The sequence below is a fragment of the Streptomyces durhamensis genome, from assembly GCF_000725475.1.
Taxonomy (GTDB): Bacteria; Actinomycetota; Actinomycetes; order Streptomycetales; family Streptomycetaceae; genus Streptomyces; species Streptomyces filipinensis.
Genome location: NZ_JNXR01000005.1, coordinates 17,232 through 31,685, shown reverse-complemented (window position 1 = coordinate 31,685; position 14,454 = coordinate 17,232). Strand labels below are relative to the sequence as shown.

13 protein-coding genes are annotated in these 14,454 nt (G+C 71.5%); 6 read left to right on the top strand and 7 right to left on the bottom strand.

Features of this window, described 5'->3' with window-relative positions; genetic code table 11:
• Positions 1-49: 49 nt before the first annotated feature.
• Both IO33_RS0107835 and IO33_RS0107830 read right to left on the bottom strand, forming a co-directional pair.
• Positions 50-1,279, bottom strand: a complete 1,230-nt coding sequence (locus tag IO33_RS0107835; RefSeq protein WP_031161803.1) for a DUF349 domain-containing protein — start codon at positions 1,277-1,279, stop codon at positions 50-52.
• A 143-nt stretch (positions 1,280-1,422) separates the two neighbouring features.
• Positions 1,423-2,256: a peptidylprolyl isomerase gene (locus IO33_RS0107830; RefSeq protein ID WP_031161801.1), complete on the bottom strand. Its 834-nt coding sequence runs from the start codon at positions 2,254-2,256 to the stop codon at positions 1,423-1,425.
• Between the two features lie 170 nt (positions 2,257-2,426).
• Here IO33_RS0107830 and IO33_RS0107825 point away from each other — a divergent pair, with 170 nt between their 5' ends.
• Together IO33_RS0107825 and hisS are read left to right on the top strand one after the other, a co-directional pair.
• Positions 2,427-3,134, top strand: coding sequence for an MBL fold metallo-hydrolase (locus IO33_RS0107825; RefSeq protein WP_031161799.1), 708 nt, complete (start codon positions 2,427-2,429; stop codon positions 3,132-3,134).
• Between the two features lie 12 nt (positions 3,135-3,146).
• Positions 3,147-4,409, top strand: coding sequence for a histidine--tRNA ligase (gene hisS / locus IO33_RS0107820; RefSeq protein ID WP_031161796.1), 1,263 nt, complete (start codon positions 3,147-3,149; stop codon positions 4,407-4,409).
• Between the two features lie 44 nt (positions 4,410-4,453).
• Here hisS and IO33_RS0107815 read toward each other — a convergent pair whose 3' ends face one another.
• The 4 genes from IO33_RS0107815 to IO33_RS0107800 are packed head-to-tail and all read right to left on the bottom strand — an operon-like array spanning position 4,454 to position 7,984.
• The gene (locus IO33_RS0107815; RefSeq protein WP_031161793.1) at positions 4,454-5,080 is read right to left on the bottom strand and encodes a response regulator; all 627 of its coding nucleotides are present in this window, start codon (positions 5,078-5,080) and stop codon (positions 4,454-4,456) included.
• Positions 5,077-6,234 (bottom strand): sensor histidine kinase, encoded by a 1,158-nt coding sequence (locus IO33_RS0107810; RefSeq protein ID WP_078963421.1) that lies wholly within the window; start codon positions 6,232-6,234, stop codon positions 5,077-5,079. The genes IO33_RS0107815 and IO33_RS0107810 overlap by 4 nt, the downstream gene beginning before the upstream one ends.
• Before the next feature lie 41 nt (positions 6,235-6,275).
• A complete protein-coding gene (locus IO33_RS0107805; RefSeq protein ID WP_031161788.1) occupies positions 6,276-7,121 on the bottom strand; it encodes an ABC transporter permease in 846 nt (281 codons plus the stop codon).
• On the bottom strand, positions 7,118-7,984 hold the full coding sequence (locus IO33_RS0107800; RefSeq protein WP_031161786.1) for an ABC transporter ATP-binding protein: 867 nt from the start codon (positions 7,982-7,984) through the stop codon (positions 7,118-7,120). The genes IO33_RS0107805 and IO33_RS0107800 overlap by 4 nt, the downstream gene beginning before the upstream one ends.
• A 145-nt stretch (positions 7,985-8,129) precedes the next feature.
• Here IO33_RS0107800 and IO33_RS0107795 point away from each other — a divergent pair, with 145 nt between their 5' ends.
• The 3 genes from IO33_RS0107795 to rpsD all read left to right on the top strand — a co-directional run bounded on the left by IO33_RS0107795 (position 8,130) and on the right by rpsD (position 11,104).
• Positions 8,130-8,786, top strand: a complete 657-nt coding sequence (locus IO33_RS0107795; RefSeq protein ID WP_031161784.1) for a vitamin K epoxide reductase family protein — start codon at positions 8,130-8,132, stop codon at positions 8,784-8,786.
• A 44-nt stretch (positions 8,787-8,830) separates the two neighbouring features.
• A complete protein-coding gene (locus tag IO33_RS0107790) occupies positions 8,831-10,186 on the top strand; it encodes a replication-associated recombination protein A (RefSeq protein ID WP_031161782.1) in 1,356 nt (451 codons plus the stop codon).
• A 303-nt stretch (positions 10,187-10,489) separates the two neighbouring features.
• Positions 10,490-11,104, top strand: a complete 615-nt coding sequence (gene rpsD / locus IO33_RS0107785; protein WP_031161776.1) for a 30S ribosomal protein S4 — start codon at positions 10,490-10,492, stop codon at positions 11,102-11,104.
• A gap of 545 nt (positions 11,105-11,649) precedes the next feature.
• Here rpsD and IO33_RS0107780 read toward each other — a convergent pair.
• A complete protein-coding gene (locus IO33_RS0107780) occupies positions 11,650-13,863 on the bottom strand; it encodes an ATP-binding protein (protein WP_245235733.1) in 2,214 nt (737 codons plus the stop codon).
• Between the two features lie 150 nt (positions 13,864-14,013).
• On the opposite strand from IO33_RS0107780, the gene IO33_RS0107775 reads away from it, so the two are divergent.
• Positions 14,014-14,448 carry a DUF948 domain-containing protein gene (locus IO33_RS0107775; RefSeq protein ID WP_209438828.1) on the top strand — a complete coding sequence of 145 codons (435 nt, stop codon included), beginning with the start codon at positions 14,014-14,016 and terminating at the stop codon, positions 14,446-14,448.
• Positions 14,449-14,454: the final 6 nt, after the last annotated feature.

Genomic DNA, 14,454 nt, shown 5'->3' with positions numbered 1-14,454 from the left:
AAGGGCCCCGTACGCGCGTACGGGGCCCTTTCGCATGCGGGTGAGGGGATCAGCCGCCGAACTCCTGCAGGCCCTTCAGAGCCTGGTCCAGGAGCGCCTGGCGGCCCTCCAGCTCGCGCTGCAGCTTGTCGGCCCTGGCGTTGTTGCCCTGGGCGCGGGCCTGCTCGATCTGCGTCCCGAGCTTGTCCACGGCGGCCTGCAGCTGACCGGTCAGGCCCTCGGCACGCGCGCGTGCCTCCGGGTTCGTCCGGCGCCACTCGGCCTCCTCGGCCTCCTGGATCGCCCGCTCGACCGCGTGCATCCGGCCCTCGACCTTCGGACGCGCGTCCCGCGGGACGTGCCCGATGGCCTCCCAGCGCTCGTTGATCGAGCGGAAGGCGGCCCGCGCCGACTTCAGGTCACCGATCGGCAGCAGCTTCTCGGCCTCCTCGGCGAGCTCCTCCTTCAGCTTGAGGTTCTCCGACTGCTCCGCGTCCCGCTCGGCGAACACCGAGCTGCGGGCGGCGAAGAACACGTCCTGAGCGCCGCGGAAGCGGTTCCACAGGTCGTCCTCGTGCTCGCGCTGGGCGCGGCCCGCGGCCTTCCACTGGGCCATCAGCTCACGGTAGCGGGCCGCCGTGGGACCCCAGTCCTGCGAATCCGACAGCCCCTCGGCCTCGGCGACCAGCCGCTCCTTGGTGCGGCGGGCCTCCTCGCGCTGCGCGTCCAGCTGCGCGAAGTGCGCCTTGCGCCGCTTGGAGAACGCCGACCGGGCGTGCGAGAAGCGGTGCCACAGTTCGTCGTCGGACTTGCGGTCCAGCCGCGGCAGCCCCTTCCAGGTGTCCACCAGCGCCCGCAGCCGTTCACCGGCGGCCCGCCACTGGTCGGACTGCACCAGCTGCTCCGCCTCGATGACCAGGTCCTCCTTGGCCTTGCGGGCCTCGTCGGACTGCCTGGCCCGCTGCGCCTTGCGCTCCTCGCGGCGCGCCTCGACCGTCTCCACGAGCTTGTCCAGCCGTCCCCGCAGGGCGTCCAGGTCGCCCACCGCGTGATGTGCCTCCACCTGCTCGCGCAGGTGGTCGATGGCGGTCTGGGCGTCCTTCGCCGACAGGTCGGTGGTCTGCACTCGCTTCTCGAGGAGGCCGATCTCGACAACCAGGCCCTCGTACTTGCGCTCGAAGTAGGCAAGCGCCTCCTCAGGGGAGCCGGCCGCCCAGGAGCCGACGACCTGCTCGCCGTCGGCCGTACGCACGTACACGGTCCCCGTCTCGTCGACGCGGCCCCACGGGTCGCTGCTCACAGCGCCTCCTCCACATGATGCCTGCGGGGGGCCTCGGCACCCCCGGTATCGTCCACAGTTTCGTCACGGCCAACATAGGCGACCAGCGGGTTGCCTGTCCGCATCCAGCGCGACCGAAATTCCACAGTTGACCGTCATTGCCGTCAGGACTTCGTCACCGTCGCCTTGTTGATCACCACGGTCGCGTTCGGGGCGGTGTTGCCCGTCGACGGGTCGGCCGCCTGGGCACCGGCGGCGGCGATCTTCTGCAGCACCTTCATGCCCGCGTCCGAGACCGTCCCGAACGGGCTGTACTGCGGCGGCAACGGGCTGTCCTTGTAGACCAGGAAGAACTGGCTGCCGCCGGTGTGCTTCTGACCGGTGTTGGCCATCGCCACCGTGCCCGCCGGGTACGTGTTGCCCTTCAGGCTCTTGTCCTTCAGGTTCTCGTCCGGCAGCGTGTAGCCCGGCCCGCCCATCCCGGTGCCCTGCGGGTCACCGCACTGCAGCACGTAGATGCCGGTGGTGGTCAGGCGGTGGCACTTGGTGTGGTCGAAGTAGCCCTTGCCCGCCAGGAAGTTGAACGAGTTCACCGTGTGGGGGGCCGCCGCCGTCTTCAGCGCGACGTCGATGTCGCCACACGTCGTCGCGAGCTTCATCGTGTACTTCGCCGACGTGTCGATCGTGGTCGCCGGCTCCTTCTTCCAGCTCAGCTTCTTCGCCGAGCCGGCCGCGGGCTTCGCGCACGGGTCCGGGGCCTTGCTGGTCGGCGAGGCGCTGGGCGTGACGTGGTCGGCGGCGTTGCTCTTGTCGTCGTCGCCGCCCTTCAGCACACCGGTCGTGTACAACGCGACGCTGCCGATCACGATCACGCCCAGTACCGACGCGATCACGGAGTTGCGCACGCGCGCCTTGCGTCGCGCGCTGGTGCGCCGCTGCTGCTGCCGCAAGAACTTCTCCCGGGCGAGCTGACGCCGCCGCTGCTCCTGGCTGACCACCGGGTTCTCTCCTCATGCCTGTCGTGTGCCGACCGGTACGCGTACGTCGTCGTGAGCCGACCACTGCGTGTAGCCCCGTACCGTATATGGGTTCGCTGAGGAAACGGCAGCGCCGGTAGGCTCAGGACCACAGCCAGCAGCCACCCGTACCGACACAACGAAGGACGATCGTGCTCATTGCCGGGTTCCCCGCCGGGGCCTGGGGGACGAACTGTTATCTCGTCGCCCCCGCCGCCGGTGAGGAGTGCGTGATCATCGACCCCGGCCACCAGGCCGCCGACGGCGTCGAGGAAGCACTGAAGAAGCATCGGCTCAAGCCCGTCGCGGTCGTCCTCACCCACGGGCACATCGACCACGTGGCCTCGGTCGTCCCCGTCTGCGGCGCACACGACGTACCGGCCTGGATCCACCCCGAGGACCGGTACATGATGAGCGATCCCGAGAAGGCGCTCGGCCGGTCCATCGGAATGCCGCTGATGGGCGAGCTGACCGTGGGGGAGCCGGACGACGTCCGCGAGCTGACGAACGGCACCACCCTCGACCTGGCGGGCCTCCAGTTCTCCGTCGCACACGCGCCGGGCCATACCAAGGGGTCGGTGACCTTCCGGATGCCCGAGACCGCCGACATCCCGTCGGTGTTCTTCTCCGGGGATCTGCTGTTCGCCGGCTCCATCGGACGCACCGACCTGCCGGGCGGATCCATGGAGGACATGTTCGAGTCGCTGGCCCGCGTGTGCCTGCCGCTCGACGACTCCACCGTGGTGCTGTCCGGACACGGCCCCCAGACGACCATCGGCCAGGAGCGCGCCACCAACCCGTATCTGCGGCAGGTGGCCGCCGGCCAGGAAGCCTCCCCGGCTCCACGACGAGGAATGTGACGAGAGATTTCCGTGAGCACTTTCAAGGCACCCAAGGGCACGTACGACCTGCTGCCGCCGGACAGCGCCAGGTTCCTGGCCGTCCGCGAGGCGATCGCCGCGCCCCTCAGGAGCTCCGGCTACGGCTACATCGAGACGCCCGGTTTCGAGAACGTGGAGCTGTTCGCGCGCGGCGTCGGTGAGTCCACCGACATCGTGACGAAGGAGATGTACGTCTTCGAGACGAAGGGCGGCGACAGGCTGGCCCTGCGTCCCGAGACGACCGCGCCCGTGCTGCGCGCGGTGCTGGAGGCCAACCTGCACAAGACGGGCAACCTCCCGGTGAAGGTCTGGTACTCGGGCTCGCAGTACCGCTACGAGCGCCCGCAGAAGGGCCGGTACAGGCACTTCTCCCAGGTGGGCGCCGAGGCGATCGGCGCGGAGGACCCGGCCCTGGACGCCGAGCTGATCATCCTTGCCGACCAGGCGTACCGCTCGCTGGGCCTCAGCGACTTCCGCATCCTGCTGAACAGCCTGGGCGACAAGGAGTGCCGGCCGGTGTACCGGGCCGCGCTGCAGGACTTCCTGCGCGGCCTGGACCTGGACGAGGACACGCGGCAGCGCGTCGACATCAACCCGCTCCGGGTCCTCGACGACAAGCGAGAGTCGGTCCAGAAACAGCTCACCGGCGTCCCGCTGCTGCGCGACTACCTGTGCGACGCGTGCAAGGCGTACCACGAGGAGGTCCGCGAGCTGATCACGGCGGCGGGCGTGTCCTTCGAGGACGACCCGAAGCTGGTGCGCGGCCTGGACTACTACACCCGTACCACCTTCGAGTTCGTCCACGACGGCCTGGGCTCCCAGTCCGCGGTGGGCGGCGGCGGCCGCTACGACGGCCTGTCCGAGATGATCGGCGGCCCGGCGCTGCCCTCGGTGGGCTGGGCCCTCGGCGTCGACCGCACGGTCCTCGCCCTGGAGGCGGAGGGCGTGCAGCTGGACCTCCCGTCCACCACGTCCGTCTACGCCGTCCCGCTCGGCGAGGAGGCCCGCCGCGTGCTGTTCGCGAAGGTCACCGAGCTGCGCAAGGTCGGCATCACGGCGGACTTCTCGTACGGCGGCAAGGGCCTGAAGGGCGCCATGAAGAACGCCAACCGCAGCGGGGCCCGCTACGCGATCGTGGCCGGCGAACGCGACCTCGCCGACGGCGTCGTCCAGCTCAAGGACATGGAGTCCGGCGAGCAGACGGCGATCGGCGTGAACGAGATCGTGGCGGAGCTGGAGTCCCGGCTCGGCTAGTCACGGCCGACGAGAGGGCGCCGGGGACGATCCCCGGCGCCCTCTCACTGTTCCAGCAGGCCGTACCGCATCGCGCTGGTCACCGCGGCCGTACGGTCGTCCACTCCCAGTTTCCCGAAGGTCCGCAGCAGATGGGTCTTCACGGTCGACTCGCCGATGTACAGCCTGCGTCCGATCTCCGCGTTGGTGCAGCCCTCGGCCACCAGGCGGAGCACGGCCGTCTCGCGGGCGGACAGCCGGGGGCGTTCCGGCCTGCTCCGCAGCTGGTCCACCAGGCGGGCCGCCACCGACGGGGCCAGCACGGTCTCGCCCCGCGCCGCCGCCCGTACCGCGTCGGCCAGTTCACGCCGGGGCAGGTCCTTCAGCAGATAGCCCGCGGCACCCGCCTCCACGGCCCGCAGGATGTCCCGGTCGGTCTCGTACGTCGTCAGGACGATCACCCGGCACGGCAGTCCGGCCGCGGTCATCCGCGCGATCGAGTCCACGCCCGAGCCACCCGGCATCCGCAGGTCCATCAGCACGATGTCCGGCCGCAGTTCGGCCGCCAGCGCCTCCGCCCGCGGCCCGCTGGACGCGTCGCCGACCACGTCCAGGTCCGGCTCGGCGCTCAGCATCGCGCGCAGTCCCTCCCGCACGACGGGGTGGTCGTCGGCCAGGACGATCCGGATCACGGGGTCTCACTCCTCAGGGCGGCGGGGACGGGCAGGCGCACGGTCACCGTCGTGCCGTCGCCGGGCACGCTGCGGACGGCCGCCGTGCCGCCCACCTCGGCGGCACGGGCGCGCAGCCCTGCCAAACCGTATCCGCTCGGTGCGATGGCCGGGTCGAAGCCGCAGCCGTCGTCCCGGACGGACAGGGCCAGCGTGTCGTCGGCGTAGTCGAGGCGGACCTCGACCCGGGACGAACTCCCGGCATGTCTGCGGGCGTTGGTCAGGGCCTCCTGGCAGGCGCGCAGGACCACCACCTCCACGCCGGCCGGCAACGCCCGCACCGGGCCGGTGACTTCCAGCGTCGCGTCCTGGCGGGCGGTCAGCCGGTGCAGCGCGTCCGGGAGGCTGGCGCCCGCCAGGTCGGCGGGTGCGCCGCCGGCCACCAGGGCACGGGCCTCGGCGAGGTTTTGGCGGGCCGTCTCGTCCATGAGGGCGAGGTGGCGGCGGGCCTCGCCCGGGTCGGAGTCGAGTTCCGCGTCCACGGCCTGGACCAGCATCAGCAGGCTGGTGAAGCCCTGGGCGAGGGTGTCGTGGATCTCCCGGGCGAGGCGTTCGCGTTCGGCCAGGGCGCCGTGCGCGGCCGACAGCCGGGAGATCTCGTGCCGGCTCGCGTCCAGTTCGGCGATCAGTTCGGCCCGCTCCAGGCTCTGCTCGATGATCCGGATGATCCAGCCCCCGACGACCGCCGAGAACACCAGGGTCACCAGGGCGGACAGCGCGTTGACGAGCAGATCCTCGGCGCCCGGCCGCCACAGCACCGCCCAGCCCGCGACCGGGACCACGTTGATCACCGTCACGGCGGTCAGCGCTCCGCGCATGCGCAGGGTCATGAAGCACTGGGGGATCAGCGCGAAGGCCAGGATCCGCGTCTCGCCGGCCAGTACGGCGGACGGCAGGAACAGGGCCGTCGCCCCGGCCAGGTAGGCGCGGGCGCGGCGCTCGTCCGGTGGATCCTCCCCGAGCAGCCGACGCCCCACCCCCACGTACCAGGGAACCAGCGGCACGATGAGCCCGGCCGCGACCGCACGGACCGGCCACGCCGGGTGTCCGGCGCCCAGCAGCATGATCTGCGTGGCCACCCAGGCCACCGCGAAGTACACGTCCCAGAGCAGCATCGAACGGTCCCAGGCGTGGACCCCGCGGGCCCTGTCACCCCTCACCCGTCGCGCCGGTTCTTCCACCGGAAGGTCAGCAAGCACAGCGCCAATCCTCCGGCGCACCAGGCGGCCAGCACCAGCGCGATCCGCCCGAACTCCCAGCTCCCCGCCTGCTCCAGCACCTTGGCCGAGTCGGGCAGGAACACACCCCTGAGTCCCTGGCACAGCCACTTCAGCGGGAACAGGGCGCCGATGTCGAGCATCCAGCCGGGGATGGTGTCGACGGAGATGTAGACCCCGGAGATGAACTGGATCACCAGGAAGGGCAGGACCACGACCGAGCTGGCGCTCTTGGCCGACCTGGGCACCGAGCTGATGGCGATGCCGAGCAGCGCGCAACCGGTCAGCCCGAGCACGAAGATCCAGCCGAAGTCCAGCCAGCGTCCGGCGTCCGACGGCAGGTGGACGCCGTAGAACGCGGTGCCGACGGCCAGCAGGATCGCGGTCTCCAGGACGGCCGTGAACAGAACCAGCCAGATCTTGCCCAGGAAGTAGGCGGCGGGCGGCATCGGCGTGCCGCGCAGCCGCCGCAGCACCTTCTCGTCCCGCTCGACCGCGATGGAGATGCCGAGCGACTGGAAGCTCGTCGCCATGATCCCGGAGGCCATCATCGCGGGTACGTACAGCTGGGAGGCGGTGACCCCGGTGTGCCCGACGCGGTCGCGGAAGATCGACGCGAACAAGAACAGGAACACCACCGGGAAGGAGAAGGTGAACACCACCTGCTCGCGCAGCCGGAAGAACTGCTTGATCTCCAGCGCGCCGCGCAGCAGGCCGATCCGCCAGGCACCGGGCATGATCCCGGCGGACTCGCGGGCGGTGGCACGTACGCCGGTGGTGGTCATCGCACGGCCTCCTGTCCGGTCAGCCGGAGGTAGACGTCCTCCAGGGTGGGGCGGGTCACGGTCAGCGCGGGTATCTCGCCGTCGAAGCGGCGCATGAGCGCGGCGACGGTCCGGGTCGGCGTGGCGGTGTGCTCCGCGCGCGGGGAGCCGTCGGGTTCCGTCCAGGTGACGGTGACCTCACCGCCGTACCGGCGGCGCAGGCCGGCGGGTGTGCCCTCGGCGACGACCCGGCCCCGGGCGACGACCGCGAGCCGGTCGGCGAGGGTCTCGGCCTCTTCCAGATAGTGCGTGGTGAGCAGGATGGTCGTGCCGTCGTCGGCGAGCAGCCGGATCAGGTCCCAGAACTGGCGCCGGGCGGCCGGGTCGAAGCCGGTGGTCGGCTCGTCGAGGAGCAGCAGTTCCGGATCGCCGATCACACCGAGCGCCACGTCGAGGCGCCGCCGCTGGCCGCCGGAGAGGGACTTGACCCGGCTGTCCGCCTTCGCTTCGAGGCCGACCAGCCGGATGACCTCCCGCGGGTCGCGCGGGTGCGGGTAGTAGCGGGCGAAGTGCCGTACCGTCTCGCCGACCGTCAACTCCGCGGGCGCCGATTCGTCCTGCCAGACGATTCCCACACGGGACCTCCACGCGCGCGTGCCCGTCGCCGGGTCCGCCCCGAGGACGGACACCTCGCCCCCGTCCCGTGACCGGTTGCCCTGAAGGATCTCGACCGTCGTGCTCTTGCCCGCGCCGTTGGGCCCGAGCAGGCCGAACACCTCACCGCGCCGGATACCGAGATCGAGACCGTCCACCGCGCTGACGCCCCCGTACCGCTTGCGCAGCCCCCGGACGTCGACCGCGAATTCGTTCGCGTGTGCTGTCATGCCCCCGAGCATCGACGGGAACCGAACGATCCGTGCCCACCGTGCGTACCTCCTTATGTCCTTCGAACGGTGGACAGACACATGGGTGCGGCACAATGAGCCGTGCCCGAAGATGGTCCAACTCTCACATGACGGAATCGGCGTGATGAGCAAGACGACAGTCAACGACGTCTCCACGGAGTCCGGTCCCGAGCGCGCCGCCGACGGCCCGCGCGTGGTGGGCAGCGGCCGGGCCTTCGCCCTGCTGCTGGTGATCACCGGCGCGGCCGGACTGCTGGCCGCCTGGGTCATCACGCTGGACAAGAACAAGATCCTTGAGGCGAAGATCGCCGGGAAGACGTTCACGCCCGGGTGCAGCGTCAACCCGATCGTGTCCTGCGGCAGCGTCATGGAGAGCAAGCAGGCGGCGGCCTTCGGCTTCCCGAACCCCTGGCTGGGCCTGGTCTGCTACGGCATCGTGATCTGCGTCGGCATGAGCCTGCTGGCCCGCGCCCGCTTCCCGCGCTGGTACTGGCTGACCTTCAACTTCGGCACGCTCTTCGGTGTCGCCTTCGTCACCTGGCTGCAGTTCCAGTCCCTGTACCGGATCAACGCGCTGTGCCTGTGGTGCTCGCTGGCCTGGGTCGCCACGATCACCATGTTCTGGTACGTGACCTCGTTCAACGTCCGCAACGGCTTCCTGCCCGCGCCGGGCTGGCTGAAGCGGTTCCTCGCCGAGTTCGCCTGGGTCGTCCCGCTCACCCACTGCGGAATCATCGCCATGCTGGTCCTGACCCGCTGGGGCAGCCAGCTCTGGGCCTGACCCGGAGCCGCCGCGTTGTCAGTGCCGTGTTCTAGGGTTTCAGCGTGGAACCCGACCTGTTCACCGCCGCGGCGGAAGAACGCCAGGAGAAGGACCCGGCAGCGAGCCCCCTGGCGGTGCGGATGCGCCCGCGTACCCTCGACGAGGTCGTGGGCCAGCAGCACCTGCTGAAGTCCGGCTCCCCGCTGCGCCGGCTGGTCGGCGAGGGCTCCGGCGGGCCCGCCGGACCCTCCTCCGTGATCCTGTGGGGCCCGCCCGGCACCGGCAAGACCACCCTCGCGTACGTGGTCTCCAAGGCGACCGACAAGCGGTTCGTGGAGCTGTCCGCGATCACCGCCGGCGTCAAGGAGGTCCGCGCGGTCATCGACGGCGCCCGCCGCGCCGCCGGCGGCTTCGGCAAGGAGACCGTCCTCTTCCTGGACGAGATCCACCGCTTCAGCAAGGCCCAGCAGGACTCCCTGCTGCCGGCGGTCGAGAACCGCTGGGTGACCCTGATCGCGGCGACGACGGAGAACCCGTACTTCTCGGTGATCTCCCCGCTGCTCTCCCGCTCCCTGCTGCTCACCCTCGAACCCCTCACCGACGACGACATCCGAGGCCTCCTCAAGCGGGCCCTGAGCGACGAGCGCGGCTTGAAGGACGCCGTCACCCTCCCCGAGGACACCGAGGAGCACCTGCTCCGCATCGCCGGCGGAGACGCCCGCCGGGCCCTGACCGCCCTGGAGGCCGCCGCCGGAGCGGCCCTGGACCAGGGTGAGAGCGTGATCGGTCTCGAAACGCTGGAGCAGACCGTCGACCGTGCCGCGGTGAAGTACGACCGCGACGGCGACCAGCACTACGACGTCGCCAGCGCCCTCATCAAGTCCATCCGGGGCTCCGACGTCGACGCGGCCCTGCACTACCTGGCCCGCATGATCGAGGCCGGTGAGGACCCGCGGTTCATCGCCCGGCGCCTGATGATCTCCGCCAGCGAGGACATCGGCCTGGCCGATCCCAACGCCCTGCCCATCGCGGTCGCCGCGGCCCAGGCCGTCGCGATGATCGGCTTCCCCGAGGCCGCCCTCACCCTCAGCCACGCCACCATCGCCCTCGCGCTCGCCCCCAAGTCCAACTCGGCCACCACCGCGATCGGCGCCGCCATGGAGGACGTACGCAAGGGCCTGGCCGGGCCGGTCCCGCCGCACCTGCGCGACGGGCACTACAAGGGCGCCGCCAAGCTCGGCCACGCCCAGGGATACGTCTACCCGCACGACCTGCCCGAGGGCATCGCCCAGCAGCAGTACGCCCCGGACGCCCTCAAGGACCGCGAGTACTACACCCCGGGCCGGCACGGTGCCGAGGCACGCTACGCGGACGCGGTGGAGTGGACCAGGAAGCACGTCGGTCGCAGGCGGTCCTGAGCGCCCTGTAGAATCCCCCGGAGTGCTGAGTCCCGTGCCGTCAGAGCGGGACAACCAGCCGGAGCGCCATCCTCCGCGGATGGACTCCAGGAGCGTCGCGCACCGTCGAACGGTGTCGCGGGCAGCCCACCATCACCCGGAGCTCCGGGAGCGGTCGGTGGGCCACTCGCGTGCTGCACGTATGTGCCCAGACCAGGGAAGCGGCTGCCCGGCAGGTCCCCTCGGGACCCGGCGGGTTTTCCCGGCTGCGGATGCGACCTCCCTAACCCTGACGAGCCGAACACTACGAAAGAGATTGAGACAGTGGCGAACCAGTCCCGCCCCAAGGTCAAGAAGTCGCGTGCCCTCGGCATCGCGCTGACCCCGAAGGCCGTCAAGTACTTCGAGGCCCGCCCCTACCCGCCGGGTGAGCACGGCCGTGGCCGCAAGCAGAACTCGGACTACAAGGTCCGTCTGCTGGAGAAGCAGCGTCTGCGCGCGCAGTACGACATCTCCGAGCGCCAGCTGGTCCGCGCCTACGAGCGCGCGTCCAAGGTCCAGGGCAAGACCGGTGAGGCCCTGATCGTGGAGCTCGAGCGCCGTCTCGACGCCCTGGTCCTGCGTTCGGGCATCGCCCGCACCATCTACCAGGCCCGTCAGATGGTCGTCCACGGCCACATCCAGGTCAACGGCCAGAAGGTCGACAAGCCGTCCTTCCGTGTCCGCCCGGACGACGTCGTGCAGGTCCGCGACCGCTCCAAGGAGAAGACGCTCTTCACGATCGCCCGTGAGGGTGGCTTCGCCCCCGAGGGTGAGACCCCGCGCTACCTCCAGGTGAACCTCAAGGCCCTGGCGTTCCGCCTGGACCGCGAGCCGAACCGCAAGGAGATCCCGGTGATCTGCGACGAGCAGCTCGTCGTCGAGTACTACGCCCGCTGACCCCGGTCACGGCGTAGGCCTCCGGCCCGCCGTCTCCCCGCCTGGCCCTGCCGGGCGGGCGAGGCGGCGGGTTTTGCGTTTCCCGGCGGTGGGCGGGTCGCGCCCCGCGGTGGAGCCGCCCGGCGGCCCGGCCCCGTGCCCCTCTCGGGACGTGTCACCGACCGTCGCGGTCTGCACTTTCGCGGTGCCGACCGTCGCGGTCTGCATTTTCGCGGTACGGCCCCGGGCCCGTCCCGGGACGCGTCACCGACCGCTGCGGCCTGCACTTCCGTGGTAGATCCCGCGCCCTTTCTTGCGACGCGTCACCGACCGTCGCGGTCTGCATTTTCGCGGTGCGGTCCCGGGCCCGTCTCGGGACGTGTCACCGACCGCTGCGGCCTGCACTTCCGTGGTAGGTCCCGCGCCCTTTCTTGCGACGCGTCACCGACCGTCGCGGTCTGCATTTTCGCGGTACGGCCCCGCGCCCGTCCCGGGACGCGTCACCGACCGCCGGGGCCGGCCCTTCCGTGGCCCTTCGGCCCGCTACGGCCGCGCCGCGTCGCGCGTCATCCGCGCCCGGGGCGACTCCCCGGCCGCCCTGTGGCAGCGTCTCGCGCGGAACCGGAGGCCGGATCACCGCCTTCTCCGCCCTCGCCGGGGCCGCCCCGTGGCGCCGGCCCGCGTGGAGCGGGCAGTGCGCCGAGCGGTCGTACCCCGCCCCGCTCCAGCGCCCGGGCCACGGCCGCCGCACGGTCCAGCCCGGCCCCCTCCCGCACGCACTCCTCGTACCGCACGTCCCCCAGCGCCTGCCGTGCCATCGCCTCGCAGCGCTCGTGCGGGGCGTTGTAGTACGCCGAGCCGAACAGCGGCAGCCCCACCGACGGCCAGATCCGGCCCGCGGCGCCCTGGAGCAGCGCCGCCTCGGCCGTCTCGCCCTCGGTCGCGGTCACCAGCGCCAGCAGCTCCAGGGACAGCACCGAGCCGAGCAGATCGTGGAAGGCGTGGGCGTTGCGCAGACAGTCCGCGAGCAGCTCCCGCGCCCTGTCCTGGGCGTCCTCCTGCCATGCCGCGTACGCCAGCACGTACAGCGCGTACGAGCGTGCCCAGCGCTCCCCGTGGTCCTCGCACACCCGGCGCACGTCCTCGCACAGCCGCACCGCGTCCGGCAGGTCCCCCTGGAAGGCCCGCGCCATCGCCAGTTCGACCTGGCCCATGAGCACGTTGCTGTTGAGTTCGCCGATCTCCTGATAGCGGTGCAGCGCCGACCGCAGCAGCGTTTCTGCACGGGCCATGTCATCGGTGACCAGGGCCAGACAACCGGTGCGGTGCTCCGCGTACGCCAGCGCCACCGGATCCGCGGCCCGCTCGGCCTGCTCCCGGCACTCCTGCAGCGCCTGCAGGGCCGGCACGGCGTCGCCCTGGAGGACCGCTACGTAGCCCAGCACCCACAGCGCCTTCAGCCGCGACTGCTCGTATCCCGACTCCAGCTCCACACAGCGCGCCAGCCAGCGGCGGCCCTCCGCGAGCCGCCCGCAGCCGACCCAGCAGAACCAGAGGGACCCGGCGAGGTACTGCCCGAGATGGGCCTCCTCCGGCTCCGTCAGACAGCACTCCAGGGCCGCCCGCAGGTTGGGCAGCTCCGCCTCGACCCGCGCGGCGACCTCGCCCTGCCGGGGCGAGAACCAGTCCAGCTCGCACCAGGTCGCCAGGCCCAGGTACCAGTCCCGGTGCCGCCGGCGCAGCCGCCCCGCGTCCCCGGTCCCCTCCAGCCAGTCGGCGCCGTAGGCCCGCACGGTGTCCAGCATCCGGTAGCGGGGGCCGGCCGGCGTCTCCTCGCGGGTGACGACCGACTGGGCCACTAACTCCGACAGCCCGTCAAGGACGTCCTCGGCGGCCAGCGCGTCCCCGCTGCACACGTACTCGGCAGCCTCCAGGTCGAAGGTCTGGGCGAACGCCGACAGCCGCGCCCACAGCAGCCGCTCGGCGGGCGTGCACAGCTCATGGCTCCAGCCGATCGCCGTGCGCAGCGTCTGGTGCCGGGCCGGGGGACCGCCCGGGACCGCGCGCACGGCACCGTCCCGGCCGCCCGCGGTCAGCAGCCGGAACCGGTCGTCCAGCCGCTGCAGCAGCTGTGCGGGGGACAGCGCCCGCAGCCGTCCGGCCGCCAGCTCCAGCGCCAGCGGAATCCCCTCCAGGCGCCGGCACAGCTCGCGTACCTCGGGGCCCCCGGACACCTCCAGCCCCTGCTCCCGGGCCCGGTCGGTGAACAGCTCCACCGCCTCGTCCTCGTCGAGCGGCGCCAGCGGGAACAACCGCTCGCCGGCCAGCCCCAGCGGCCGCCGGCCCACGGCCAGCACCCGCAGTCGCGGCAGCCTCCGCAGCAGCTCGGCCGTCAGCTCGGCACAGGCGTCCACCAGATGCTCGAACCCGTCCAGGACCAACAGGACCGGACGGCCGGAGAGATGCTGCAGCAAGGTCTCGCGGGGGGAGCGGACGGTGTGGTCGGTCAGCCCCAGCGCCTCCGCGACCGCGTACTCGACGAACTGCGGATCGCGCACCGGTGCCAGTTCCACCCGCCCGGAACCCGGCTCCCAGTCGGCGGCGGCCCGCGCGGCCAGCCGGGACTTGCCGACCCCGCCGATCCCCGTGACGGTCACCAGCCGGGCCCGGCCGAGGGCGCGGGTCAGCTCGGCGAGTTCGGCCGAGCGCCCGACGAACGTGGTCAGTTCCAGGGGCGGATCGCCGTCGGCGAAGGGATCTGGGCGCTGAGGACCTCGCATAGGACACGGAGCGTACTGAAGTGTGTTCATTGCGTACAATCGCTTCCGCGACTCCGTCTCCCCGCCCCGGTAATCCGGTACGGAGCCACGGCCCCGGCGCGATAGGCTCGGACACGACTTTTCGATGGTGAGGCACGTTTCAGGGAGCGGGTGCGCACAGTGTCCGGTGGAGAGGTGGCCGGGATCCTGGTGGCCGTCTTCTGGGCGATCCTGGTCTCCTTCCTCGCGGTGGCCCTCGCGAGGCTGGCCCAGACGCTCAAGGCGACGACCAAGCTCGTGGCGGACGTGACCGACCAGGCCGTCCCGCTGCTCGCCGACGCCTCCCAGGCGGTGCGTTCCGCGCAGACCCAGATCGACCGCGTCGACGCGATCGCCTCCGACGTCCAGGAGGTCACGTCGAACGCCTCCGCGCTGTCGACCACCGTCGCCTCCACCTTCGGCGGCCCGCTGGTCAAGGTCGCGGCCTTCGGCTACGGCGTCCGCCGGGCGCTGGGCGGCCGCAAGGAGGACGTGCCCGCGAAGGCGCCCCGGCGTACCGTGATCGTGGGCCGCACGGTCCCCGCCGCACGCCGCAAGCGGAAGTAAGGACTG

Bases quoted from the DNA above. Each gene is read 5' to 3' on its own strand.
- IO33_RS0107810 (WP_078963421.1), bottom strand. From the start codon at position 6,234: ATGCTGCTCTGGGACGTGTACTTCGCGGTGGCCTGGGTGGCCACGCAG.
- IO33_RS0107800 (WP_031161786.1), bottom strand. From the start codon at position 7,984: ATGACAGCACACGCGAACGAATTCGCGGTCGACGTCCGGGGGCTGCGC.
- IO33_RS0107805 (WP_031161788.1), bottom strand. From the start codon at position 7,121: ATGACCACCACCGGCGTACGTGCCACCGCCCGCGAGTCCGCCGGGATC.
- IO33_RS0107795 (WP_031161784.1), top strand. From the start codon at position 8,130: ATGAGCAAGACGACAGTCAACGACGTCTCCACGGAGTCCGGTCCCGAG.
- IO33_RS0107780 (WP_245235733.1), bottom strand. From the start codon at position 13,863: ATGCGAGGTCCTCAGCGCCCAGATCCCTTCGCCGACGGCGATCCGCCC.